At 67.8% G+C, this 24,897-nt stretch carries 22 protein-coding genes; 9 read left to right on the plus strand and 13 right to left on the minus strand.

All coding sequences use genetic code 11. The features are described 5' to 3' along the window. Positions 1-33: 33 nt before the first annotated feature. The 4 genes from BUC15_RS03620 to BUC15_RS03635 are packed head-to-tail and all read right to left on the minus strand — an operon-like array spanning position 34 to position 2,886. Complete coding sequence (locus BUC15_RS03620; RefSeq protein WP_073186184.1) at positions 34-435, minus strand: hypothetical protein; 402 nt, start codon at positions 433-435, stop codon at positions 34-36. Beyond that, positions 432-1,922, minus strand: coding sequence for an anthranilate synthase component I (locus tag BUC15_RS03625; RefSeq protein ID WP_073186185.1), 1,491 nt, complete (start codon positions 1,920-1,922; stop codon positions 432-434). The genes BUC15_RS03620 and BUC15_RS03625 overlap by 4 nt, the downstream gene beginning before the upstream one ends. Next, positions 1,919-2,245 carry a phosphoribosyl-AMP cyclohydrolase gene (gene hisI / locus BUC15_RS03630; protein WP_342741712.1) on the minus strand — a complete coding sequence of 109 codons (327 nt, stop codon included), beginning with the start codon at positions 2,243-2,245 and terminating at the stop codon, positions 1,919-1,921. Before hisI ends, BUC15_RS03625 begins: the two co-directional genes overlap by 4 nt. 35 nt (positions 2,246-2,280) lie before the next feature. Next, positions 2,281-2,886, minus strand: a complete 606-nt coding sequence (locus BUC15_RS03635) for an MOSC domain-containing protein (RefSeq protein WP_217652099.1) — start codon at positions 2,884-2,886, stop codon at positions 2,281-2,283. Between the two features lie 125 nt (positions 2,887-3,011). Between BUC15_RS03635 and BUC15_RS03640 the strand changes: the two genes are divergently transcribed. Continuing rightward, positions 3,012-3,620: a TIGR03085 family metal-binding protein gene (locus tag BUC15_RS03640; RefSeq protein WP_073186188.1), complete on the plus strand. Its 609-nt coding sequence runs from the start codon at positions 3,012-3,014 to the stop codon at positions 3,618-3,620. Between the two features lie 151 nt (positions 3,621-3,771). After that, entirely contained in the window at positions 3,772-4,971 is a 1,200-nt protein-coding gene (trpB, locus tag BUC15_RS03645) for a tryptophan synthase subunit beta (protein ID WP_073186189.1), read from the plus strand. 19 nt (positions 4,972-4,990) lie between these two features. Here the strand turns inward: trpB and BUC15_RS03650 are convergent, their stop codons facing one another. The 9 genes from BUC15_RS03650 to BUC15_RS03690 form a co-directional block, all read right to left on the minus strand. Further along, entirely contained in the window at positions 4,991-5,356 is a 366-nt protein-coding gene (locus tag BUC15_RS03650; RefSeq protein ID WP_073186190.1) for a type II toxin-antitoxin system VapC family toxin, read from the minus strand. Further along, entirely contained in the window at positions 5,353-5,598 is a 246-nt protein-coding gene (locus tag BUC15_RS03655) for an AbrB/MazE/SpoVT family DNA-binding domain-containing protein (protein ID WP_073186191.1), read from the minus strand. The genes BUC15_RS03650 and BUC15_RS03655 overlap by 4 nt, the downstream gene beginning before the upstream one ends. Before the next feature lie 41 nt (positions 5,599-5,639). Then, positions 5,640-7,127 (minus strand): Asp-tRNA(Asn)/Glu-tRNA(Gln) amidotransferase subunit GatB, encoded by a 1,488-nt coding sequence (gatB, locus tag BUC15_RS03660; protein WP_073186192.1) that lies wholly within the window; start codon positions 7,125-7,127, stop codon positions 5,640-5,642. Beyond that, positions 7,124-8,632 (minus strand): Asp-tRNA(Asn)/Glu-tRNA(Gln) amidotransferase subunit GatA, encoded by a 1,509-nt coding sequence (gatA, locus tag BUC15_RS03665; protein ID WP_073186193.1) that lies wholly within the window; start codon positions 8,630-8,632, stop codon positions 7,124-7,126. Before gatA ends, gatB begins: the two co-directional genes overlap by 4 nt. 3 nt (positions 8,633-8,635) lie before the next feature. Continuing rightward, complete coding sequence (gene gatC, locus BUC15_RS03670) at positions 8,636-8,929, minus strand: Asp-tRNA(Asn)/Glu-tRNA(Gln) amidotransferase subunit GatC (protein ID WP_073186235.1); 294 nt, start codon at positions 8,927-8,929, stop codon at positions 8,636-8,638. Between the two features lie 83 nt (positions 8,930-9,012). Further along, a complete protein-coding gene (locus BUC15_RS03675) occupies positions 9,013-9,216 on the minus strand; it encodes a hypothetical protein (RefSeq protein WP_139280080.1) in 204 nt (67 codons plus the stop codon). A 17-nt stretch (positions 9,217-9,233) separates the two neighbouring features. Further along, the gene (locus tag BUC15_RS03680; protein ID WP_073186194.1) at positions 9,234-10,187 is read right to left on the minus strand and encodes a uroporphyrinogen decarboxylase/cobalamine-independent methonine synthase family protein; all 954 of its coding nucleotides are present in this window, start codon (positions 10,185-10,187) and stop codon (positions 9,234-9,236) included. Next, positions 10,184-11,257, minus strand: coding sequence for a tRNA 2-thiouridine(34) synthase MnmA (gene mnmA / locus BUC15_RS03685; protein WP_217652100.1), 1,074 nt, complete (start codon positions 11,255-11,257; stop codon positions 10,184-10,186). The genes BUC15_RS03680 and mnmA overlap by 4 nt, the downstream gene beginning before the upstream one ends. Before the next feature lie 51 nt (positions 11,258-11,308). Beyond that, positions 11,309-12,424: a cysteine desulfurase family protein gene (locus BUC15_RS03690; RefSeq protein WP_073186196.1), complete on the minus strand. Its 1,116-nt coding sequence runs from the start codon at positions 12,422-12,424 to the stop codon at positions 11,309-11,311. An 87-nt stretch (positions 12,425-12,511) separates the two neighbouring features. Between BUC15_RS03690 and glgX the strand changes: the two genes are divergently transcribed. From glgX to treZ, 7 genes are all read left to right on the plus strand, one after another. After that, a complete protein-coding gene (gene glgX / locus BUC15_RS03695) occupies positions 12,512-14,659 on the plus strand; it encodes a glycogen debranching protein GlgX (RefSeq protein ID WP_073186197.1) in 2,148 nt (715 codons plus the stop codon). Between the two features lie 91 nt (positions 14,660-14,750). Next, positions 14,751-16,757, plus strand: a complete 2,007-nt coding sequence (locus BUC15_RS03700) for an alpha-1,4-glucan--maltose-1-phosphate maltosyltransferase (RefSeq protein ID WP_073186198.1) — start codon at positions 14,751-14,753, stop codon at positions 16,755-16,757. Beyond that, positions 16,754-17,926, plus strand: coding sequence for a phosphotransferase (locus BUC15_RS03705; protein WP_073186199.1), 1,173 nt, complete (start codon positions 16,754-16,756; stop codon positions 17,924-17,926). Before BUC15_RS03700 ends, BUC15_RS03705 begins: the two co-directional genes overlap by 4 nt. Positions 17,927-17,928: 2 nt before the next feature. Beyond that, on the plus strand, positions 17,929-19,827 hold the full coding sequence (gene glgB / locus BUC15_RS03710; protein WP_073186200.1) for a 1,4-alpha-glucan branching protein GlgB: 1,899 nt from the start codon (positions 17,929-17,931) through the stop codon (positions 19,825-19,827). Next, positions 19,800-20,597, plus strand: coding sequence for an NUDIX hydrolase (locus BUC15_RS03715; protein ID WP_073186201.1), 798 nt, complete (start codon positions 19,800-19,802; stop codon positions 20,595-20,597). The genes glgB and BUC15_RS03715 overlap by 28 nt, the downstream gene beginning before the upstream one ends. A 20-nt stretch (positions 20,598-20,617) precedes the next feature. Then, positions 20,618-23,155 carry a malto-oligosyltrehalose synthase gene (gene treY, locus BUC15_RS03720; protein ID WP_073186202.1) on the plus strand — a complete coding sequence of 846 codons (2,538 nt, stop codon included), beginning with the start codon at positions 20,618-20,620 and terminating at the stop codon, positions 23,153-23,155. Further along, positions 23,155-24,882: a malto-oligosyltrehalose trehalohydrolase gene (treZ, locus tag BUC15_RS03725; RefSeq protein ID WP_073186203.1), complete on the plus strand. Its 1,728-nt coding sequence runs from the start codon at positions 23,155-23,157 to the stop codon at positions 24,880-24,882. Before treY ends, treZ begins: the two co-directional genes overlap by 1 nt. The last annotated feature ends 15 nt before the right edge of the window (positions 24,883-24,897 follow it).

Below are 24,897 nucleotides of genomic sequence, written 5' to 3' on the forward strand. Positions count from 1 at the left end.
TCCGGGAGTGGTCTAGTCCGGCAAAGCCTACCGTCAATCCTCATCAACTGATGGCACCTGTTCAGCGGTCGGGTCGAGACCCCGGTCCATCGCCTTCCACGGGTCTTCGCGCGCCGCTTCCCGTCCGGAATGGGACTGCCTCCAATTCGGTCCCCACACGAGGATCCCGAGGGCCGCCACCACGACGAGCACGAATCCACCCGACGCGACCCACTGGCCCTCATGGATGGCCCAACCGGCGCCGACGACCGCGAGGACGCTCAGCAGCACTCCGACGATGCGCAACCCGAACCCCCGCAGCATGAGGGACAACCCCACCCCTGCTGCGAGCGCCCAGCCGAGCGAGGCCAGCGGCGATCCGCCGACCTGAGCCGCACCGCCAGCCAACAGCGCGCCGAAGGCGGCCGCCAGCGTGACCGGCCAGCGTCCCTTCACCGTCCGGTCATCCCCTCGGCCCGGGCGACCGCGGTGATCACCGCGCGCGCCTTGTGCTGGCACTCGGCGTCCTCGGTGGCGGGATCCGAGTCGGCGACGATCCCGGCACCGGCCTGCACGTGCGCCACACCGTCCTTCAGGACCGCCGTGCGGATCGCGATCGCCACATCGGCGTTGCCTGCGAGATCGAAGTAGCCGATCACGCCGCCGTACACGCCGCGGCGCGTGGCCTCCAGGTCGTCGATGATCTGCATGGCGCGCACCTTCGGGGCGCCTGACAGAGTGCCGGCCGGGAAGCAGGAGAGCACCGCGTCGAGCGCGCTGTGTCCCGGAGCGATTCGGCCCGACACCTCGGCCTCGAGGTGCATGATGTGCGAGTAGCGGCCCACCTTGGCGAACTCGTGGACGGTGACGGTGCCGGGTGTGCTGATCCTGCCGAGGTCGTTTCGCCCGAGGTCGACCAGCATCAGGTGCTCGGCCTTCTCCTTCGGGTCGGCGACCAGTTCCTCGGCCAACCTCCGATCCTCTTCCGGCGTGGCGCCGCGCGGGCGCGACCCGGCGATCGGCCGCGTGGTCGCGACTCCATCCGATACCGTCACGAGGGCCTCGGGACTCGAGCCGACGATGGCGAAGCCGGGAAGCCGCAGCAGGTAGAGGTACGGGCTCGGGTTGGTCAGGCGCAATGCCCGGTAGAGCTCGAGGGCGTCCACATCGGTGCGGATGTCGAAACGCTGCGAGACCACGATCTGGAAGGCCTCGCCCGAGCGAATCTCCTCTTTCGCGGCCTCGACCATGGCCATGTACTCGTCTGAGGTGCGCTGCCGGATGATCTCGGGTGTCGACTGCGCTCCCTCCTGGCAGGCCAACGAGGCCCTCGGCTTGGCCAACTGGGCGGCCATTGCCTCGATCGAGGCCGCGGCGTCATGGTAGGCCCGCTCAATTCCCTCGTCAGTGCCGTCGAAGTTGATCGCGTTGGCGATCAGCCACAGCTCACCGCGGTGGTGGTCGAAGACGGCAAGCTCGCTGGCGAGCATCATCACCAGTTCGGGAACCTGGAGGTCGTCCTCGACCGAGTTTGGCAGCCTTTCGAGGCGCCGCACCACGTCGTAGCCGAGGTAGCCGACCATGCCCGAGTGGAACGGGGGAAGCCCCGGCATCGTCTCGGTCGCCAGTTCCGCGAGGGTCTGGCTCAGCACCTGGAGCGGGTCGCCGTCGTCCGGCACCCCTACCAGTTCGCGTCCGAGCCATACCGCGCGACCGCCGCGCTCCGTCAGGGTCGACGCGGTGCGCACCCCGATGAATGACCAGCGGGACCACACGCCGGCATCGGCGGACTCGAACAGGAAGGTGGATTCGCGGCCCCCGCAAAGCGCCTGGTAGACGCTCACCGGGGTCAGGTCGTCGGCCCGCAACCTGGCGTAGACGCTGATCACGCGCCGGTTCCCGGCCAGCCGGGCGAACTCCTCGAGACCGGGTTCGACGATCACGACAGACTCTCAGCCGTGAGTTGGGTGAAGAAGCAGGTGCGGTTGCCGGTGTGACAGGCGGCACCCGTCTGCCTCACGGTTAGCAGGATCGTGTCCGCGTCGCAGTCGACGGCGACACCGACCACCTGCTGGTGATGTCCCGAGGTCTCCCCCTTTACCCAATACTCCTGCCTGGACCTCGACCAGTAGGTCGCCTGGCCGGTGGCGAGGGTGCGGCGCAGCGCCTCATCGTTCATCCAGGCGAGCATGAGCACCTCCCCGGATGCTTCGTCCTGGGCAATGGCAGGCACTAGCCCATCGGAGTTGTAGGCGATGTCGAGCATGGCCCCCATTGTGCCAAGTCGGTGGCGCCCCATGTTCAGGCGTCCGGGCCCAGCCGCCGAGCCTCATCCGAGTCGAGGCTCCCGGCCACGCGGCGCGCGAGCTTCGCCACCCAGCGAGCTGGCATGCCGGGAGCGTCGATCAGCCTGCGGGCACCGTCGAGGTCGCGCTTGTCACGGTTCAGCACGCGGGAGACCTCACCGACGCTCGGCGCATCGGAAGGGCGCTCGAGCAGCTCCACATCGTCTCCCCTGGCGACGGCGCCAGGTTCGACGACCCTCAGGTACCAGCCGACCCATCCGGTCTGTTGGGCGCGCCGGACCATGTCGTCGATTCCCCAACGTCTCGCGAGTTTGTAGCAGGGGCTTCGCGGCTGGGTCACCTGCACCACGGCACCGCCCAGCCGCCAGGTCTCGCCCAGCACCACGGTCGACTCATCGACCCCCGGGGCTTCGAGGGTCACGTTCTCGAAGAACCCGCCTTCCGGGAGGTCGAGGCCGAGCCGACGCCAGTCGTCGTACCGGTGCCTGGCAAACACAAGGACGGCCTTGTCGGGGCCGCCGTGGTTCAGGGTGTCTGCCTGTTCGTCGCCTGCCAGGCCGAGCGGTCCGAGGTGGATACGACCGTCGACTTCTTCCTTCACGGCCGCACTGGACACGCCTTTCGGTGCCCATGGTTGCGTCACCGCCCGACCTACCCGTAGACCGGCGATTGACCCAAGTGTCGCGTTCACGGGTCGCAAGGCTACCCGGCGACAAGCTGAGTCCCATGAGCTTCGCATCTCGGCAGCGCGCCGCCCTGGCAGACCTCCTGGAGGAACTCGGCCCCTTTGCACCCACCGAGTGTGACGGGTGGCAGACCCAGGATCTCGCGGCCCACCTCTACATCAGGGAACGGCGGCTGGACGCATTGCCCGGCATCGGTCTTGAGCGGTTCGCAGGCAAGACCGATCAGATCCAACAGGAGGTGCTGCACTCGATGGACTACCCGGACCTGGTCCGGGAGATCCGCACCCCAGGTTGGATCATGCGCCCGCTCGACAAGCTGGTCAACACGAGTGAGCTGTTCATCCACCACGAGGATGTCCTGCGCGCCAACGGACGTTCGCAGCGGTTGACGCCCAAGGAACAGGCCGAGTTGTGGCCGTTGGTGGGCGTGATGGCGCGGCGGGTGCAGGCCAAGGCAGGCATCCAACTCCGGCTCGGTCGGCTCGACACGGGCGAAGAGAAGCAGATCGGGACTGGGAGCAGGATCGCCCACCTGCGGGGTCTGCCGTCGGAGTTGCTCCTGCACCTGACCGGCAGGCAGTCCGACGTCGAACTGATCGCCGACCCGCCGGTCCTCGACCGGTGGGAGGGATCGGTCGCTTCGCTCTAGCCCGGCCATGAGCACTATCCCGGACTCGATAGCCGAAATGGCCTGTTTTCGCGTTCAAATCCCCATCGAACCCCGAATAGTGCTCAACGCCCGACGCAACCACAGCCCCTCGCCGATGGCACCGGGGCACTGGGGCCGATAGCATCCGGCCATGACATCGCTCACCTACGCCGACGAGGCCGGATTCTTCGGAGCCCACGGCGGACGCATCCTTCCCCCGCACCTTGAGGCCCCCATGGCCGAGGTCGCCGCCGCCTACGCCGATGCAAAGGACGACCCGGACTTCCAAGCCAGGTACGAGGCCCTGCTCGCCGACTACGTCGGCCGACCCTCACCCCTGTTCCTCGCACAGCGACTGACGGCGGAACTCGGCGGCGCGAAGATCTACCTGAAGCGCGAGGACCTGAACCACACGGGTGCCCACAAGATCAACCACACCCTCGGTGAAGTCCTGCTCGCCCAGCGGATGGGCAAGAAGAAGGTGATCGCCGAAACCGGGGCCGGTCAGCACGGCGTCGCGCTCGCCACCGCCGCGGCTCTGCTCGGGCTCGAGTGCGAGATCCACATGGGCGCCATCGACATCGAGAAGCAGCACCCGAACGTGGTGCGGATGCGGCTGCTCGGAGCCAAGGTGGTCCCGGTGGAAAGTGGTGGACGCTGCCTGAAGGACGCCGTCGACTCCGCCTTCGCGGTGTGGGCCGCAGATTTCGGCGAGACGATGTTCGCGATCGGCTCGGTGGTCGGCCCGGATCCGTTCCCATCGATGGTGCGCGACTTCCAGGCGGTCGTCGGACGGGAGGCCCGCCGCCAAATTCTGGAGAAGGAGGGCAGGCTGCCCACCGCACTGGTCGCCTCGGTCGGCGGCGGTTCGAACTCCCTCGGCCTATTCCAGGCTTTCCTGGAGGACGCCGCCGTGGCCATCTACGGTGTGGAGCCGGCGGGGCGGGGCCTGGAGAATCCGGGCGACCACGCGGCCACCATGACACTCGGCACCCCCGGCACGATCCACGGCATGCGCACGATAGTCCTGCAGGACGAGGCCGGTGAACCGTGGCCCGTGCATTCGATCGCCTCCGGGCTCGACTACCCCGGCGTCGGTCCGCAGCACGCCCACCTGAAAGACATGGGCCGGGTCGACTACGTGACCGCCACCGACGACGAGACGCTCGACGCCTTCCAGGTGCTGTGCCGCACCGAGGGCATCATCCCGGCCATCGAGTCAAGCCACGCGCTCGCCTACGCGATGAAACTGGCCCCGACGCTTGGAGCCGACGACACGATCATCGTCAACCTTTCAGGCCGCGGCGACAAGGACATCGACTTCGTGGCGGAGCGCCTCGGGATGGAGTAGGCCCCTGCCGGAGCCGAGTTCAGTCACGAAGCTGTTCAACCCTCGCCGTCGAACCCCACGCGCGATCGGCGGTGAGGGTCGAACACCCCAGCCGACGCCCAAGCGCAAGGCACAACCGATCCCCGAGGGACAGCCCGGCCCCGGGCCGCCACAGCGACGCCGCGAGCTCTGCATCTGCCTCCGTGACCGGCTCGACGCGCAGGCCGTAGCTGAGCAGCAGCTCCCTCGCCTGGCCCCAGTCTGCACCTCGGGAGAGGACCTTCTGGCTCACCTCGGACCAGTTCGCCGCGCCGATGACGCCCTCCTCAAGGGCTTCTTCCACCCGGGGCGCGCCAGGCTCGCCCTGGAGAAGCGCGAGAACTGCCGAGGCGTCAAGAACGATCACGCGTCGTCTTCACGATGGGCGTTCGCGCGACGCTCGGCCAGGAGTTCGTCGACAAGGGACTCCCCCGCAAGCTGGGCCCGCAGCGACGCCTTCGCCTGTTCCCGCGTCATCACCACGACCCCATCCGGGGTCTCCACGAAGAGGAGCGGCTGCCCCTGCTTCCACCCCTGCCTGGCCCGCAGCTCCGCCGGGACCACCAAGCGTCCCCTGTCCCCCAGCGGCGCGGAAAACGTGGTACTCATACCACCAACGTACCACCGCGCAGTACGCGGTGGGCCTCAGGTCAGGTGAGCTTGGCGAGGATCAGTTCGCGGACCTTGCCCGCGTCGGCCTGACCACGCATCGCCTTCATCACCTGACCGATCAGCGCCCCGGCGGCCTGTACCTTGCCCGCACGGATCTTATCTGCGACATCCGGGTTGGCCGCGATCACCTCATCGACGGCGGCACCCAACGCCCCCTCGTCGGAGACGACCACCAGCCCGCGCGACTCGACGACCTCTGCAGGTTCACCCTCCCCTGCGAGCACCCCGTCGATCACCTGGCGGGCAAGCTTGTCATTGACGGTGCCTGCGTCGATCAGGGCCTGGACGGCGGCGACCTGGGACGGCGTGATCGCCAGCTCGTCCAGGTCGACCCCCTCCTCGTTCGCGCGCCTGGCCAGCTCGGTTACCCACCACTTGCGGGCAGCAGCCGGGCTCGCCCCTGCCGCCACGGTCTCCTCCACCAGTGCGAGTGCGCCGGAGTTGACGACCGCGGCGAAGTCGATGTCAGTGAAGCCCCATTCGCTCTGCAGCCTCGCGCGTCGTTCGGCGGGAGGCTCGGGAAGGGTGGCACGGAGCTCCTCGACCCACGCCCTGCCAGGGGCAATCGGCATCAGGTCGGGTTCGGCGAAGTAGCGGTAGTCCTCCGCCTCCTCCTTCGAGCGCCCCGCCGAGGTGGTGCCGTCGCTCTCGTGGAAGTGTCGCGTCTCCTGCTTGATCTTGCCGCCGCCGTCGAGGACCGCGGCCTGGCGGGTCATCTCGAACCGGATTGCGCGCTCGACGGATCGCAGCGAGTTGACGTTCTTGGTCTCGGTGCGCGTGCCGAGAGTCTCGGACCCGAGCGGCGCCAACGAGATGTTGGCGTCGCAGCGCAGCGACCCCTGCTCCATCTTCACGTCGGAGACCCCCAGCGCCTTCATCAGTTCCCGCAGGTGTGCGACGTATGCCCTGGCGACCTCGGGCGCCTTCGCGCCGGTACCACGGATGGGTTTGGTGACGATCTCGATGAGCGGGACGCCCGCCCGGTTGTAGTCGATCAGCGAGTAGTCGGCGCCCTGGATGCGGCCCGACCCGCCGACATGCGTGGCCTTGCCCGCGTCCTCCTCCATGTGGGCGCGTTCTACCTCGACACGGTAGGTCTGCCCGTCCACCTCCAGGTCGACCCAGCCGTCGAACGCGATCGGTTCGTCATACTGCGAGGTCTGGAAGTTCTTCGTCATGTCCGGGTAGAAATAGTTCTTCCTCGCCATCCGGCACCACGGCGCGATCGAACAGTTGAGCGCCAGCCCGATCCGGATGGCGGATTCGACCGCCTTGCCGTTGATCACCGGCAGCGAACCCGGCAGGCCGAGGCACACCGGACAGACGTGCGTGTTCGGCTCGCCGCCGAACTCGTTGACGCAGCCACAGAACATCTTGGAGCTGGTGTTCAGCTCGACGTGCACCTCGAGCCCGAGCGCCGGCTCGTAGCGGGTGAGCAGTTCGTCGTAGTCGACCGTCTCACTCATGCGGTCACCGCCTTCGTTCCGTCGAGCCGTTCCGTCGTGGCCAGGAGTGGGCCGCCCCACCGTTCCTCGAGGGTGCGTTCGAGCACACCCCCGACGCGGTAGAGGCGGGCGTCCTCCATCGGGGGCGCCATTACCTGCAGCCCCACAGGTAGCCCCTCACTCAGCCCGGCGGGGAATGACGCCGCGGCGTTGCCCGCCATGTTGCTGGGGATGGTACACAGGTCGGCGAGGTACATGCTCATCGGGTCGGCCGTGCGTTCCCCGAGCCGGAACGCGACGGTGGGGGTGGTCGGCGAGACCAGCACGTCGACCTGTTCGAACGCCTTGTCGAAGTCCTGCTGGATGAGACTGCGGACCTTCTGGGCCGAGCCGTAGTAGGCGTCGTAGTATCCGGCCGACAGGGCGTAGGTGCCGATAATGATGCGCCGTTTCGCCTCGCGCCCGAAGCCCTCCTCCCGGGTGAGGTTCATGACCTGCTCGGCGGACTTGGTGCCGTCATCGCCAGCGCGCAGCCCGTAGCGCATGCCGTCGAAGCGGGCCAGGTTGGAGCTGAGCTCGGCCGGCTGGATCAGGTAGTAGGCGGGAAGGGCGTAGGTGAACGACGGGCACGAGACCTCTACGATCTCGGCCCCTGCACCGCGCAGGACCTCGACGGCCTCCTCGAACCGGTCGAGCACCCCGGGTTCGTAGCCTTCGCCCTTGAACTCGGAGACGATACCGACACGCACCCCGGCCAGGTCGGTGGCGCGCGACGCCTCGACGAGGTCGGGCACCGGCTGGTTGATAGAGGCGGAATCGTGCCGGTCGTAGCCGCCGATCACCTGCTGCAGCAGGGCGGCGTCCTCCGTGCTCCGAGCGACCGGGCCGGGCTGATCGAGGCTGGACGCCATGGCGACCAGGCCGTAGCGTGACACGCCGCCGTAGGTGGGCTTCACCCCGACGGTGCCGGTTACCGAGCCGGGCTGCCGGATCGAGCCGCCCGTGTCGGAGCCGACGGCGAGCGGCACCATGAACGCGGCGACCGCGGCCGCCGAGCCGCCACCCGAGCCTCCGGGGATCCGGTCGGTGTCCCATGGGTTGCGGGTCGGGCCGAAGAACGACGTCTCGGTCGAGCTGCCCATGGCGAACTCGTCCATGTTGGTCTTGCCGACGATCACCAGTCCCGCCTCGCGGAGCCTGGCAACGACGGTGGAGTCATAGGGTGGCACCCAACCGTCGAGCATCCTGGAGCCGCAGGTGGTCGGGAAGTCGGTGGTGCAGAAGTTGTCCTTCACGCCGATCGGGATGCCCGCAAGGGGGCCGAGCTCCTCGCCCGCGGCGCGGTGGGCGTCGATGGCGCGGGCCTGCACGAGCGCGGCGTCGCCGTCCACGCTCAGGAACGCATTGAGAACGGGGTTGAGGGCCGCGATCTGGTCAAGGCACGCCAGCGTGACCTGCTCCGAGGTCAGTTCACCGGCCGCCATGGCGCGGCCGAGGTCTGCGGCGGAACGCGTCAGGATGCTCATCGCTCAGTCCTCACTCAGGATCTGGGGGACACGGAACCGGCCATCCTCTTCCTCAGGGGCGCCCGAGAGCGCCTGCGTCTGGGTGAGGGATGCGGTCACGACATCCGCGCGGAACACGTTGCTCATCGGGATCGCATGGGTTGCGAGCGGCACGTCCGGTCGTGCGACCTCCGAGACACTCGCTACGGATTCCAGGATGACGTCCAGCTCTGGGGCAAGCTCCGCACAATCCTGCTCGGTGAGCTGGATTCGTGCCAGGGCTGCCAGGCGAGCCACGTCGTCGGCGGTGAGACCCACTTCTTCGCTCCTTGGTCGGTTGCGCACCGCGGTGGCGGCGGTGCCCATCTTAGGGCCCGTTCCCCGGGTGCCTCGCAACCGCCTCAGGCGCCGGTCAGCAGCAGGTAGAACATGCGGCCCAGGAAGAACAGGGCCACGGCGATCCCGATGACGATGACAGGAACGATGATCCGTTGGATCTTCTTCCAGCGTGTCGACGGCACGCCTGCCGCCCCCCAGCCGCCACGCCCGGGCTGCGCCCGCGTCGGCGCCTGGCCATCCAGGTTGAGGTCGGAGAACACGCGCATGGCCGCCAGTCTATGCGTCAGCCGCGCGCCAACGCCTCCTCGACCAGGTTGGCCGCCCTCCCGAGGGCCGTCAGCTGAGGCTTCACGTCTCTCAGCTGCCAACCGGACAGGCCGCAGGCGGTGCCGAGCACCAGCCCGGGATACGGGTCGGCCTGGATCGCGCGCAGGACGCGCAGCGACTCGCGGACGAGGTCGTCGACGCCCTGCGCCGTCCGGTCGTCGGTGCGCACGACCCCGAGCGCGACTTCCCGCGACTCGTCGCACCACTGAGCCAACTCGTCGAGGTCGACGAGCCTCGAGTCGACGGCGACACCGGCGAATCCGGCCCGCCGGGCCACGTCCAGCCAACGGCCGGGCGCGCAGCAGTGCAGCCAGGCGCCGTCGGCGAAGGGGACCAGCGCGCCCACCAGTTCCGGCAAGTCGACGCCTCGGTGCCGCGAGAACCCGGACGCGGTCGGGACCGCACCCTGTGCGACGGCGTTCAGGGCCGGCTCGTCGACCTGCAGCAGCAGGCGCGCCCCGGGCAGTCGCCTGGCGACCTCGGCACGCAACTCAGCGACCCCCTCCGCGAGGGCCTGGGCGAGTTCGCGCCGTGCGCCGTGGTCGGCGAGCAGCCGGTCACCGGTGGGCCGTTCGACCGCGGCTGCCAACGTCCAGGGACCTGCCAGCCCCACCTTGAGGACCCGGTCGAAGCCATGCAGCAGTTCCTCGGCATCGTCGAGGTCTCGACGCCACTGCGCCCGGGCGCGGCGGTGCTCGACGGTCGAATGAGGTGTCAGACGCCAGCCTGCGGGCTGGAGGTCGAACCCCAGGCCTTCCACCAGGCCGAGCGCCCGCCCGACCATCTGAGACACGATTCCCCTAGCAGGAAGCTCGGGGAGAGGCAGCACGTCGGGCAGCAACTCACTCATCGCCGAGAGCGCCCCCCGGAAGTCGTCCCCGGGCAGCGACCCGGCGGCGGTGATCCTCATGCGGCCGAGGCGATGACGGCACTTCCCAGCACCTTGTCGCCTGCGTAGACGACCACCGTCTGACCTGGGGCGACACCGGAGGCCGGCTCGTCCAGCGACACGAGGAGTCCGCCGTCACGCGCCTCGATGGTGGCCTCCTGGGCGGCGCCGTGCGCGCGGTACTGCGCGCGGCCCCGGAAGGCACCCTCCACGGGCGAGCCGGTCCAGGTCGGCCGGATGCCGGTGAGCCGACGCACCGCAAGGTCGTCGCGGGGCCCGACCACGACGGTGTGCGAGACCGGCTCGATGCTGAGCACGTAGCGGGGGTCGCCCGACGGTGAGGGGACGCGCAGGTCGAGGCCCTTGCGCTGCCCGACGGTGTAGCGGTGCGTCCCCCGATGTCGTCCGAGGACCGTGCCGTCGGCGTCGACGATGTCGCCTGGGGCATCGTCGATGTAGCGCTGCAGGAAGCCTTGGGTGTCGCCGTCGGCGATGAAACAGATGTCGTGCGAGTCGGGCTTCTTCGCCACCCCGAACCCGAGCGCCCTGGCCTCAGCCCGCACGACAGGCTTCTCGACGTCGAAGAGCGGGAACAGACAGTGGGAAAGTTGGGTCTGGTCGAGCATGCCGAGCACGTACGACTGGTCCTTTGCCCCGTCGGCGGCTCGGTGCAGCGTGACGCTGCCGTCATCGTGGCGCCGTAGGTCGGCGTAGTGGCCGGTGGCCACCGCGTCGAACCCGAGCGCGATACCACGGTCGAGGACGGCCGCGAACTTGATCTTCTCGTTGCAGCGCAGGCACGGGTTCGGGGTGCGCCCGGCCCGGTACTCGGCGACGAAGTCCTCGACGACCGCCTCGTGGAACTCCTCGGCGAAGTCCCAGACGTAGAAGGGGATGTCCAACTTGTCTGCGACTCGGCGTGCGTCGTGTGAATCTTCGAGCGAGCAGCAGCCGCGGGCACCTGTCCGGTAAGAGGCCGGGTTCTTCGAGAGCGCCAGATGGACCCCTGTAACGTCGTGGCCCTGCGCCACGAGGCGCGCCGCGGCGACGGCGGAGTCGACGCCGCCCGACATGGCCGCAAGTACCCGCACGTTGTCCTCCTCTGATGCGTGAGCCGGACCAGTCTATGTCGATCTCAGCGTTCAGCGGACGGCGCGGGCCTGCTCAACGGCGAGGGGCAGGACAGACTCCAGCCTGGTGATGTCCAGATCGGTGGTGGTGTGCCCGAGGGAGAACCGGAGCGACTGACCCGCTTCATCGACGGTGCGTCCCATGGCGAGCAGTACCTCGCTCGGCTGATGCACCCCTGCCCGGCACGCCGACCCGACGGAGGCGTGCACCCCCCGCTGGTCGAGCAGGAACAGCAGTGCGTCGGCGCGGATGCCGCCGAATGTGGCGTTGACGATGTGCGGGGCACCATCGACGCGGGAATTGAGCCGGGCACCCGCCGCGACTGCGGCAGCGGCGACCCGGTCCCTCAACTCGCCGAGACGCAAGGCTTCGGCCTCCAACTCCTGCACGGCCAGCCGCGTCGCACACGCAAAGGAGGCTGCCAGCGCCACCGCGGCCGTGCCGGAGCGCACTCCACGCTCCTGGCCTCCTCCGAGCCCGATGGCGGCAGGCGTGATCGCCCGGCCGGCAAGCAGCGCCCCGATGCCCACCGGGCCACCGATCTTGTGAGCCGACAAGCTCATCAGGTCGAGGTGGCTGGCCCCGAAGTCGACCGGCACATGGCCGAGCGCCTGCACCGCGTCGCTGTGCATCCAGGCGCCGGATCGCGCAGCCAGGCGGCGGATCTCCTCCACGGGCTGGAGCACCCCGGTCTCGTTGTTCACTGCCATCACCGACACGACCGCGACCGTCGCATCGATCATCCCGGCTGCCGCGGTGGCGTCCACGACGCCGTCGCGGGTGACAGCGAGGAGTTCGGCCCCGTGCCCGACGGCCCCGATCACGGCGGGATGCTCGATCGCGGACACCAACATTCGGTGTCGCCCCTCGCTCTCACGTGCCGCAAGCCCACCCAGAACGGCGATCGAGTCGGCCTCAGACCCGCCTGAGGTGAAGATCACCTCGCTCGGCTGCGCCCCGAGCGCCTCTGCCAAGCCCTCGCGGGCCTCCTCCAACACCGAGCGGGCCCGCTGTCCCGAGCGGTGCAACGACGCCGGGTTCCCGACCACCGCGGACGCCTCGACGAACGCCTCAACCGCCTCCGGACGCATGGGCGACGAGGCGGCGTGATCGAGGTAGACACTCATGAATCTCGAGTCTAGCCAGGCGCGCTTTCAGGACTTCTGCCGAAGTCGTGGCACAATTGTCGCGCAGATCAGACCCAGAGAGCCCAAATGCACACTCCCGACACAAGCGCCCTCGGTGCCCACGTCACAGCCCGTGGCGCCGCCTTCGCAGTGTGGGCGCCACGTGCGGACAGGGTTGACCTCGTCCTCATCGACTCGCGCAACGCCCAGAAGAACCTCCGCATGACCAAGGACGCCGACGGCATCTGGTCGATCGAGGTGCCGGGCGTCCGCGCCGGGCAGCAATACGGATTCCGGGCACACGGCGAATGGGACCCCTCCGACGGTTCGCGGTTCAATCCGGCCAGGTTGCTGCTCGACCCGTATGCGCGCGCCATCGCCGGCGGCATCGACTTCCATGGCCCGATCCTCGACCATCTGCCTGGCAGCCCCGACGTGATGTCGATGGAGGATTCGTTCGGTGCGGTCCCCGTGTCGGTCGTTGTGGAGGACACCCCACCGCCGACTCCGATCGCCAGGCGCAGACCGATGTCAGAGACGATCATCTACGAGACACATCTGAGGGGTTTCACCAAACTGCACCCCGATGTGCCCGAGGAGTTGCTCGGTTCGTACCTGGGCATGGCCGAGCCTGCGGTCATCGACCACCTGCACCGCCTCGGGGTCACCGCGGTGCAGTTCCTGCCATTGCAGCATTTCGTGAGCGAGCCGTTCATCGCGCAGAAGGGCCTGCGCAACTACTGGGGATACAACACGCTCGGCTTTTTCGCGCCGCACGCGGCCTACGCCACCCGCGGCACCGTCGGAAACCAGGTCGAGGAGTTCAAGCAGATGGTCTCGGCCCTGCACGAGGCCGACATTGAGGTGATCCTGGATGTGGTCTACAACCACACCGGCGAGGGGGGCCAGGAGGGCCCCACCCTATCCATGCGGGGCATCGACCAGAACGCCTACTACCGCCTCACCAGCGACCGCCGTGACGATTACGACGTCACGGGCTGCGGCAATTCGGTCAACACGGCACACCCGATGGTGCGTCGCTTCGTGCTCGATTCCCTGCGGTACTGGGTGCGCGAGATGGGCGTCGACGGGTTCCGGTTCGACCTCGCGACGACACTCATCAGGGACTGGTATCACAACGTCGACCATCAACACCAGTTCAAGCAGACCTTGGCCTCCGATCCGGCATTCGAGGGGATCAAAATGATCGCCGAACCATGGGACATCGGCCCCTACGGTTACCAGGTGGGCGCCTGGGGACCCGACTGGAGCGAGTGGAACGACCGGTTCCGCGACCACGTCCGCGACTACTGGCGCGGCTCGGTCCATGGCGTGCAGGAGCTCGCGACCCGCCTGGCTGGATCCCCCGATCTGTTCGACCGTCCTGGCCGGACCCCGCAGGCCAGCATCAACTTCGTCACCGCGCACGATGGTTTCACCATGCGCGACCTCGTCAGCTACGACGTCAAACACAACCTGGCCAACGGCGAGGCCAACCGGGACGGCTCCGACAACAACCGGTCCTGGAACCACGGCTGGGAGGGCGAGACCACCGACCCGCAGATAAACGCCACTAGACGCCGCCAGGTGCTGAACATGATGGCCACACAACTACTGGCGGCCGGCACCCCGATGCTGCTGGCAGGCGATGAGTTCGGCCGTACCCAGAGGGGCAACAACAACGCCTACTGCCAGGATTCCTCCATCTCGTGGGTCGACTGGGCGGCCTCGCCCGAATGGAGTCAGATACTTGAGCGCGTCGCCGCCCTCATCACGCTGCGCCGCGAGCACCCGACGCTGCGCCTGGACCAGTTCGCGTATCACACCGAGGTGCTGGGCCCCAACGGCGAGAACCTGCAGCGCGTCGATCTCACCTGGATGGACGGCACCAACGGCCAGATGGGCGAGGACGCCTGGCACGACGGCTCCCGGCGACTCCTGGGAATGTACGTCTCGGACGAGGACGAGGCGTTCCTCACCTGGTTCAACTCGTCGCCCGATTCTGTCGCGGTGAAGCTGCCGGGGCTGCCCTGGGGGTACGGATTCCAGACCGTCTGGCACAGCGCCGAGGAGTCGGAACTGCCGCTCGGGGTACGGCTGCCAGCCAAGGCACGACTCCTGGTACCGGGCCGCAGCGTCACCGTGATGCGCGTGGATGTGCCCAAGAGCGCCCCAGAACTTCTGGAACTACGGGCATTGGAGGCCGGGCCGACGCCGTCCTCCGGCATGACCTGACAGGTCGGCCCGTTCCGGCATTTCCGAATCGGCGGCTCCGGAAACCGCAGTTCGTTCTGACTCGGGGCGCGCGGACGGCTAGGCTGAGGCCGTGACCGAGCAGATCCCAGCCAGCGCCGATAGGCGTATCGTCCGCACCGAAGGGGGCTTCGGCCGAATCCCCGTCACGGGGGTGACCCCGGTGATTGAGAATGGTGCCTACCCCGTGAAAGCGGTCACCCACGAGCGGCTCCTCGTGCAGGCCAACGTCTTCCGAGAGGGCCATGACGCCGTCAACGCTTCAGTGATCCTCACCTCGCCGAACGGCACGCAGCGACGCATCGACATGGCCCAGGTGGAGCCTGCCGGGCTCGACATCTGGCAGGCCCACGTCCGGATGGCCGAGCCGGGCGACTGGACGTTCCGGGTCGAGGGCTGGTCGGATCCGTGGCATACCTGGACCCACAACGCCGAGAAGAAGCTGCCCGCAGGCGTCGACGTCGACCTGGTCCGGCTTGAGGGTCGCGACCTGCTTGAGCGGGCCGCAAGGCAGGCCGACGCGATGCAGAGTTCGGGGGCGGCCGGGCTGCTGCACGCCGCCGCCGAGTCCCTCACGCCGGGCGTCGAGATCGACGAACTCTTGGAACTGGTCGACTCCGCCCCGATCACCCGCGCGATGGCCCGGTTCGGCCCTCGGGAGCTGGTCTCGCCGACGCCCGAGTATCCGGTGCGCGTGGAGCGTCGACGGGCACTGTATTCCTCCTGGTACGAGTTCTTCCCCCGCTCGCAGGGCGCCTGGTGCGACGACCAGGGCAACTGGCATTCCGGCACTTTCGCGGCGTCCCATGAACGCCTCGAAGCCGCGGCCGCCATGGGCTTCAACGTGGTCTACCTGCCACCGATCCATCCCATCGGCCGAGCCTTCAGGAAGGGGCCGAACAACACCCTAACCCCAGGGCCTCAGGACCCCGGATCGCCTTGGGCGATCGGCTCGGAGGAGGGCGGCCACGACGCCATCCACCCCGACCTCGGCACGTTCGAGGACTTCGACGATTTCGTCGCGAAGGCCAGGTCGCTGAACCTGGAGATCGCCCTGGACATCGCCTTGCAGGCCTCACCCGACCACCCGTGGGTCGAGGACCACCCCGAGTGGTTCACGAAGCGGTTCGACGGGACGATCGCCTACGCGGAGAACCCCCCGAAGAAGTACCAGGACATCTACCCGATCAACTTCGACAACGATCCGGTCGGCATCTACCACGAAGTGTTGCGGATCATCGAGTTCTGGATCGGTCACGGCGTCAGCATCTTCCGCATCGACAATCCGCACACCAAGCCGGTGGAGTTCTGGGACTGGCTGATGAGCCGGGTCGCCGAATCCCACCCCGAGGTGATCTTCCTGGCTGAGGCATTCACCAAGCCCCAGATGATGGGGGCGCTCGGCAAGGTCGGCTTCCAGCAGAGTTACACGTACTTCACGTGGCGCAACGTGAAGTGGGAGCTCACGGAGTACCTGACGGAGTTGTCCACCGAGACCGCCGCATATTACCGACCCAATTTCTTCGTCAACACCCCGGACATCAACCCGTTCTTCCTGCAGTCTGGAAACCAGGCGGCCTTCGCGATCCGGGCGATCCTGGCGTCGACCATGTCGCCGTCGTGGGGCGTCTACTCGGGCTTCGAACTCTTCGAGCATGAGCCCCTCGCCCCGGGCAAGGAGGAATACCGCGACTCCGAGAAGTTCCAGTTCCGCCCCCGGGACTACAACGCGGAGCCGAACCTGAACCTGCTGCTGGGCAGCCTCAACGCCATCCGGGACGCCCACCCCGCGCTGCAACAGCTCCGTGACGTCCACTTCCACCACGCACCCCACGATTCGGTGATCGCCTTCTCGAAGACGGACGGTGACGACACCGTCCTGGTCGTGTGTTCGCTCGATCCGGACAACACGGTCGAGTCGCAACTGTTCCTCGACACGCAAGCGCTGGGATTCCCGGGCGCCGAGCAGCTACAGGTCCGCGACGAACTGACCGGCGAGGAGTACCTCTGGGAACCCACCGCGTACCTCAGGCTCTATCCGGGCAAGCCCGCGCACATCATGCACGTCACCCTTCCATGACGCGACCTGACCTCACCGGGGAACTCTGGACGCTGGCGCTGGGCCAGCGCTGGTTCTCCGGCAGGGCCGGGCGTCCCGTCGGCGTCGAACTCGGCGACTGGGCCTCGGCACCCGTGCCCGGTCCCGGCCTCAGACCCGCCTTCCTGGCGGTGGAGTTCCCAGACGGCAGGCAGGAGCGTTACCTGATCCCGCTGCTGTACCGCGGCGACGGCCCACCCATCGACGCCTGCGACGACGCCGGGATCCTGCTTGACCTGCTGCGAGACGGGGCACCGGGGTTTGAGCGGTTGCGTCCTGTACCCGACAACCTGCCGGCACGCCGCTACACGGGGGAGCAGTCCAACACGAGCATCTTCTTCGGTGACGCGTTGCTCGCCAAGGTCTTCCGCCGCATCGAACCGGGCAGCAACGTCGATGTAGAACTCCATCGGGCCCTGCGGGGAAGCGGCGTGGTCGCCGAGCTCTACGGTTCGTGGAGCGTCGACGGCACCGACCTGGCGGTATTCCTCGAAACACTGCCCGACCCGACGGACGGCTACGTGCTGGCCACGGAATATGCCGCCGGGGGTCGCGACTTCTCGGGGCAGGCCCACGCCCTTGGGGACTCGCTGGCCACCGTTCACCGCATCCTCGCCGAACGACTCGGCACCGGGCTCCTACTGGGTGCCGAGGTCGCCGACGGGATGCGGGCAAGGTTCGATGGCGTGGCGTCGGAGTTCCCGCAGGTACGACCGTTCAGGGCCGCTGCCGAGCGCGTCTTCGACGAGGTGGCCGATTCAGAGATCCCCGTGCAACGGGTCCACGGCGACTGTCACCTCGGCCAGGTGCTCCTGACGCAGGGGCGATGGCTCTACGTCGATTTCGAGGGTGAGCCGCTGAAGTCGCTGGCCGAGCGCCGGATGCCCGATTCCCCGCTGCGTGACGTGGCGGGGATGCTGCGTTCATTCGGCTACGCCCGGGCCGCAGGCGACGCCGACGCCGGCTGGCTGAGATCGGCCCGCCATGCGTTCCTTTCCGGGTACGGCATCGATCCGACAGCCCCGAATCCGCTGCTCGCGGGATACGAAACGGACAAAGCGGGCTACGAAGTTGCGTATGAGTCCGCCTATCGACCCCATCTTGTCCGAGTACCGCTAGATTTTCTGTCAACACTTCCTGAAGGAGCATGACCATGGCACACGACCAGTTCGGAGAACTCACCGGCTGGGACCTCGAAGGGTTCCACAACGGTGGTGACACCGAACTGTGGAAACGGCTCGGCTCCCACGTCGTCCACGAGAGCGACGACGAACGCGGCGACATCGCGGGGGTCCGGTTCGCGGTCTGGGCCCCGAACGCCAAGTCGGTGCAGGTGATCGGCGACTTCAACTGGTGGACCGGCGATGCGATGCACATCATCCCGGGCAGCGGGGTGTGGGGCGCATTCATCGAGGGCCTCGGTGAGGGCACCCTCTACAAATACCGGATCGAGACGCAGGACGGGCGCTGGATCGAGAAGGTCGATCCGATGGCACGGTTCAGTGAGCAGGCCCCGGCCAACGCGTCGATCGTCTACGAATCGAAGTACGTCTGGTCCGACGATGATTGGCTCGAGCAGCGGCGCGCCGCCAGGGCGCACGCCGAACCGATGAGCGTCTATGAAGTCCACCTCGGCGGGTGGCGACGCGGCAAGAGCTACCTGGATCTCGCTGAGGAACTGGTCAGCTACGTCAAGTGGCAGGGCTACACCCACGTTGAGTTCATGCCCCTGGCCGAACACCCGTTCGAACCCAGCTGGGGCTACCAGGTGACTGGTTACTTCTCGCCGACTTCACGCTTCGGCAAGCCCGACGATCTGCGTTACCTGATCGACCGACTGCACCAAGCAGGCATCGGGGTGATCATGGACTGGGTGCCCGGCCACTTCCCCAAGGACGAATGGGCGCTGGGCCGCTTCGACGGGACGGCGCTGTATGAGCACGCCGACCCTCGCCAGGGCGAGCATGTCGACTGGGGCACCTACATCTTCAACTACGGCCGCAACGAGGTGAAGAGCTTCCTCGTCAGCAACGCGCTCTACTGGATCGACGAGTTCCACATCGACGGCCTGCGCGTCGATGCGGTCGCCTCAATGCTCTACCTCGACTACTCCCGCGAAGAGGGTGAGTGGATCCCGAACCAGTACGGAGGCCGCGAGAACCTCGAGGCGATCGATTTCCTGCGCTACGTCAACCGTCATCTCTACGAACGCGCTCCCGGTGTGGTGATGATCGCGGAGGAGTCGACCAGCTTCGCCGGGGTCACCAAGCCGGTGCATGAGGGCGGTCTCGGGTTCGGCTTCAAGTGGAACATGGGCTGGATGAACGACACTCTCCGCTACCTTCAGCTGGACCCGATCTACCGCCAGTACGAGCACAACCTGCTCACGTTCGCGATGGTTTACCAGTACTCGGAGAACTTCGTGCTGCCGATCAGCCACGACGAGGTCGTGCACGGCAAGGGCTCGATGGTCAACAAGGTGCCTCAGGACGACTGGCGCAAGTTCGCGTCGCTGCGCGCCTACTACTCCTTCATGTGGTCCTTCCCCGGCAAGCAGCTTGTGTTCATGGGATGCGAGTTCGGGCAGCGCCCCGAGTTCAACGAATCGGTCAGCCTGGAATGGTGGGTGACGGAGCTCTGGGGCCACGGCGGGCTTCAGCGGCTGTTCCGCGACCTCAACCACATCTACCGCGACAACTCGGCCCTCTACGAGCTGGACAGTGAGCCGGCCGGGTTCACCTGGATCAACGGCGACGACCGTGCACACAACACCCTGGCATGGGTGCGCAACGACTCGGAAGGAAACCACGTCGCCTGCATCACGAACTTCTCCCCCGAGCCCCTCAACGACTACGAGGTCGGGCTGCCGCAAGCAGGTGCCTGGGAGGAGATCCTCAACACCGACTCCCCCATCTACGACGGGTCCGGTGAGTTCGGCAACCTCGGTGAGGTACAGGCCACACCCGAGCCCTGGGGTCACTTCCCGGCGAGGGCCCGCGTCACCGTTCCGCCGCTCGGCTCGATCTGGTTGCGCCGCAATCAGGTTTCGTGACGCAGTTCGAGGTCCACGTCGACGTCTCGGGCACCGTCGGTATCCTGCGCTGGGAAGCGCAGCAGGTTGACACCGAAACTCTGCAACGCGCGATCTCGCTGGCGGCCGACGACGTGCTCGTCGGCCGCGGCCTGCGTCGCCTCCAGGTGGAGATCCCCGAATGGGACACCGCGGCGCGCACCGCGCTGCATCGCTGCGGTTTCCGGTTGGAGGGACGTCTGCGGGCAGCGCTCGAACGGGCCCCCGACGAGTTCCACGACGCGCTGATCTACGCTCGGCTGGCGGTTGACCCGGTCTACGGTGGACATGGCACCACCGGCGTGCTCGACTCGATCCTGCCCACCAAGCGCATCATCGCGCACGCTCTCTTCCGGGATCGGCGGGGCCGCATCCTGCTCCTCGAGACGACCTACAAGCCCGACTGGGAACTACCCGGCGGCGTCGTCGAGCCTGGCGAATCGCCGAAGGTTGCTGCCGAACGGGAGATCCTGGAGGAGATCGGCCTGGCCGTGACGCTCGGCCAACCCCTGCTGGCCGACTGGATGCCGCCCTACCTCGGCTGGTCCGACGCTGTCGAGTTCATCTTCGACGGCGGCGTGCTCGACCCGGACACGGCCACCCGTCTGATACCCACTGACAGGGAGATCAGAGCGGTGCACTGGGTCGAGCCCTCCCTGGTCGGTGAGCACGTGACAGGGCTGTCGGCCAGGCGGATGGCGTTGCTGGTGGCCGGCGGCCGCGGCTACTCCGAGGCGGGCTACCTGCTCTGAGCGCACGTTAGAGTGGCTTAGTGCAGCAACGACCCACTCCCGTCCTGCCCACCTCAACCTACCGGCTCCAGCTCAACCAGCAGTTCACCTTCGACGACGCCACGAAGCAGGTTCCCTACCTGGCCCAACTCGGTGTCAGCCATGTGTTCTGCTCTCCCATCCTGCAGGCCGTCCCGGGGTCGATGCACGGCTACGACGTGGTCGATCACTCCCGCATCTCCGCGGAGTGCGGCGGCGAGGCCGGGTTCCGTCGGCTGGCGGAGACCGCACACAGCCACGGCCTCGGGGTCATCGTCGATGTGGTGCCGAACCACATGGCAGTCCCGACCCCGCTGTGGCGCAACGCGGCGCTCTGGGACGTGCTCCGCAACGGCCACCTGTCGCCCTGCGCAAACTGGTTCGATCTCGACCTCACCTCTTCCAGGGCGGTGGTGATGCCAGTGCTGGGGCGACGCATCGGAGACGAGTTGGCGGCCGGCAACCTCCGGGTGGAGGAACGTCGCCTGGACGGTCGGCACGAACACGTGATCGTCTACTTCGACCACGTCTTCCCCATCCGCCCCGGAACGGAGCACCTCCCGGTCGCGGACCTGCTCGAGCGGCAGTGGTACCGGCTGGCCTACTGGAAGGTCGCCAACGAGGAACTGAACTACCGACGTTTCTTCGACGTCGACACCCTCGCGGCGCTCCGGGTGGAGGACGACGATGTGTTCGATGCCACTCACGACCTGCTGCTCGACCTCTACCGCGACGGCCTGATCGACGGCTTCCGGATCGACCATCCCGATGGCCTGGCCACCCCCCGCGGCTACCTCCAGCGCCTCCACCGCGCCACCGGCGGCGCATGGGTCGTCGTCGAGAAGATCCTCGAACCCCATGAGCAGTTACCCGAGGGTGCCCGGTGCGCCGGTACCACCGGATACGACGCCCTGATGCGGGTCGCCGGGCTGTTCCACGACCCGAACCAGCTGCCTGCGCTGGACGAAGTCTGGTCTGGCTGCGGAGGGGGCGACGCGGGCGCATTCCCGCAGGCGCTACTCGCCGCGAAGCGCGAGGTGGTGCGCGACCTGTTGTTCACCGAGGTCAACCACCTGACCTCCATCGCCGTCGCCATCTGCGAATCGGATCTCGCGCTCTTCGACCACACCCGGCGTGAGCTGGGTCGCACCATCGCGGGGCTGCTGGTGAGGATGGACCGCTACCGGGCCTACGTCGAGCCGGGGCGTGTCACTCCACAGGCCGAACGGCAGGTGATCGCGGAAGCCGCGGCGCGGGTCCGCCCCGAACTGGACGACGACGAACGCTCGACGCTCGACCTCATCGTGCGGCTCGTTCTCGGCGACTCCCCCACCGGCGACGGCAAAGACTCGGAGAGCCTGCCGACTCCTGCGCAGCACCGCGACACCACGGTCGACCGGATCGACTCGCTGCGTGCCGAGTTCATGATCCGGTTCGCGCAGACGTGCGGCCCGGTGATGGCAAAGGCGAAGGAGGACACCGCGTTCTACCGCTGGAACAGGTTCCTGGCTGTCAACGAGGTCGGCTCGGAGCCGACGCTGATCGGCGGCTCGACCGATTCGTTCCACGACTTCTGCGCCCAGCTCAGCACCGCGTGGCCTGCGACCATGACGACCATGTCTACCCACGACACCAAGCGGTCAGAGGATGTCCGGGCCCGGCTCACCGCGATGCTCGAGCACGCGAGACAGTGGCAGGCCTGTCTCAGCGAATTGCGTGGCGCCACCGAGTCAGTCAGGTCCCCGCTCGTCGACGGCCCCACCGAACTGCTGCTTTGGCAGACGGTGCTCGGCACCTGGCGGCTTCCAGGCACCGCGGCCGGGCGTGAGCCGATTCCGGCGCCGCGGCTTCGTGACTACCTAACCAAGGCCATGCGCGAGGCCCGCACGTTCACCAGGTGGACCGACCCCAACCACGCCTATGAGGCGGCCGTACTGGCGCTCGGCGACGCCGCTCTGACCGATGCCGGGTGCGCCGCGGCTCTCGACGCCTTCGTCGAGGCCTCGTGGGAGGCCACCAGGGGCGTCATCCTCTCCTCCAAGCTGATCCAGCTGACCATGCCTGGCATTCCGGACGTCTACCAGGGCAACGAGATCGTCGACCTGTCGCTGGTGGACCCCGACAACCGTCGCCCCGTCGATTTCGGCCTCCGCCACCGGGTGGTCGCCGATCCCGGCGAGTTCCCCCTGGACCACGCGAAGCTGCTGGTGGTCCGCCACGCCTTGGCACTGCGCCGCGCCCACCCCGACGCGTTCCGGGGATCGTCGGCAACCTACGAACCCGTAGCCACGACTTCCGGCCAGGCGATCGCGTTCGCGCGCGGGGTCCGGGGAGCGGGCTCCCCGACGGCCATCACGGTTGCGGCCCGCTTCCTCACCCAGGTCGCCGAAAGGGGCGGCTGGGCGGCGCACCAGATCATCCTCCCCGCCGGGCGTTGGGTCGATGCCTTCACCGGCCACCGGTTCGAGGGGGGCGCCGTGCCGCTCGCCGAGGTCTTCCTGGAGCTGCCCGTCGCGCTGCTGACGGCGGCCGACCGGTGATGGCTGGGCAGGTCTGGGCACCGCGTGCGCAGTCGATCAGCCTGGTTCTGGGAGACGGCTCGGAGCTAGCGATGCTCCCGCGGGGTGACGGCTGGTACGACCCGGAACGCGGGCTCCGGACGGGCGAGCGCTACGGGTTCATGGTTGACGGTGCGGGCCCTTTCCCCGACCCCCGCTCCCTCAGCCTGCCCGACGGGGTCCACGGCCTGAGCAGGGTGGTCGACCCGGCGGTCTTTTCACGGGAGACCGGTTGGCCTGGCACGGAGGTGCTCGGCGGCGTGTTGTATGAGCTGCATGTCGGCACGTTCACCAGCGATGGCACTCTCGATGCGGCCATCTCGCACCTCGACCATCTGGTCGAGCTCGGGGTGGACGCCGTCGAACTGATGCCGCTGACCGAGTTCCCCGGCTCCCGCGGGTGGGGCTACGACGGGGTGGCCCCGTGGTCGGTACACCACGCCTACGGCGGTCAGGAAGCCCTGGTGCGTTTCGTGGACGCGGCACACTCCAGGGGGCTCGCCGTGATCGTCGATGTGGTACACAACCACCTCGGCCCCGAGGGCAACTACCTCCCGCGTTTCGGCCCGTACCTCACATCGCAGCATGACACCCCCTGGGGGCAGGGCCTCAACTTCGACGGCTTGGACTCGCTCGAGGTGCGCGAGTTCTTTCTGGGCTCCGCCAGGCACCTGCTCGTCGACATCGGCGTCGACGGGTTGCGGCTCGATGCGGTGCATGCCATCGCGGACGACTCGGTGATGCACTTCCTGGCCGAGTTGGCGCTGCGGACGAGGGCCTGGGAGATTGAGGTCGGCCGTCGGCTAACGCTGATCGCGGAATCAGACCTCAACCAGCCGACCATGGTGATGCCGCTTGGCACGGCGACGGAGGCGTCCGGAATGGACGCGCAGTGGGCCGACGACGTCCACCATGCGCTCCACGCGTTCTTCGGCCGGGAGACCGGCGGCTACTACGTCGACTTCGGCTCAGCTGAGACGCTGCGGCAGGCCCTCACCAAGGTCTTCGTCCACGAGGGCGGCTATTCCACGTTCCGGGGCGCGAACTGGGGTGCCCCCTTGGACCGGGCCTCCCTCCACTATGACGGCCACTCGTTCGTCGCTTTCCTGCAGGATCACGACCAGGTCGGCAACCGGGCCATCGGCGACCGATTCGCCCAGCATGCAGGTGTTCCTGCTCAGGCGGCGGCCGCGGCCCTCTACCTGCTCTCACCGTGTACGCCGATGCTCTTCATGGGAGAAGAGTGGGCGGCAGGGACGCCGTTTCCCTTCTTCAGCGACCTCGGCCCCGAGCTCGGCCCGCTCGTCACGGAGGGGCGATCCCGCGAGTTCAGGGCAATGGGATGGGCCCAGCCGACCCCGGATCCGCAGTCTAAGGCGACCTTTCAGACGGCGAAGCTCGACTGGGCAGAGCCCGGCAGCGGCGTGCACGCGGAGTTGCTGGGCTGGTACCAGACGCTGATCGGGTTGCGTCGGCGTCACCCAGACCTGAAGGATCCTGACCTGCGTGACGTGCAGGTCGATGTCATCGACGGCGACACCCTAGTACTTCACCGGGGACGCTTCCAGGTGGTGGTCACCAGGGCTGAGGAGTGCGTGGTCACCATTGACCGGCGAGTCAGGCAACTGGCCTCCTGGGACGCGTGCAGCGTGTCCGACTCCGACATCCGGCTGGCAGGCCCCGGCGCCGTCGTGCTTGAAGGGCTCTGACAGCGTCTGAACGCC

The sequence above is a fragment of the Tessaracoccus bendigoensis DSM 12906 genome (assembly GCF_900141915.1).
Classification (GTDB): domain Bacteria; phylum Actinomycetota; class Actinomycetes; order Propionibacteriales; family Propionibacteriaceae; genus Arachnia; species Arachnia bendigoensis.

Bases quoted from the DNA above. Each gene is read 5' to 3' on its own strand.
- glgB (WP_073186200.1), top strand. From the start codon at position 17,929: ATGGCACACGACCAGTTCGGAGAACTCACCGGCTGGGACCTCGAAGGG.
- BUC15_RS03705 (WP_073186199.1), top strand. From the start codon at position 16,754: ATGACGCGACCTGACCTCACCGGGGAACTCTGGACGCTGGCGCTGGGC.
- trpB (WP_073186189.1), top strand. From the start codon at position 3,772: ATGACATCGCTCACCTACGCCGACGAGGCCGGATTCTTCGGAGCCCAC.
- gatA (WP_073186193.1), bottom strand. From the start codon at position 8,632: ATGAGCATCCTGACGCGTTCCGCCGCAGACCTCGGCCGCGCCATGGCG.
- treZ (WP_073186203.1), top strand. From the start codon at position 23,155: ATGGCTGGGCAGGTCTGGGCACCGCGTGCGCAGTCGATCAGCCTGGTT.
- BUC15_RS03690 (WP_073186196.1), bottom strand. From the start codon at position 12,424: ATGAGTGTCTACCTCGATCACGCCGCCTCGTCGCCCATGCGTCCGGAG.
- BUC15_RS03675 (WP_139280080.1), bottom strand. From the start codon at position 9,216: ATGCGCGTGTTCTCCGACCTCAACCTGGATGGCCAGGCGCCGACGCGG.
- BUC15_RS03655 (WP_073186191.1), bottom strand. From the start codon at position 5,598: ATGAGTACCACGTTTTCCGCGCCGCTGGGGGACAGGGGACGCTTGGTG.
- BUC15_RS03680 (WP_073186194.1), bottom strand. From the start codon at position 10,187: ATGAGGATCACCGCCGCCGGGTCGCTGCCCGGGGACGACTTCCGGGGG.
- glgX (WP_073186197.1), top strand. From the start codon at position 12,512: ATGCACACTCCCGACACAAGCGCCCTCGGTGCCCACGTCACAGCCCGT.
- gatB (WP_073186192.1), bottom strand. From the start codon at position 7,127: ATGAGTGAGACGGTCGACTACGACGAACTGCTCACCCGCTACGAGCCG.
- BUC15_RS03640 (WP_073186188.1), top strand. From the start codon at position 3,012: ATGAGCTTCGCATCTCGGCAGCGCGCCGCCCTGGCAGACCTCCTGGAG.
- hisI (WP_342741712.1), bottom strand. From the start codon at position 2,245: ATGCTCGACATCGCCTACAACTCCGATGGGCTAGTGCCTGCCATTGCC.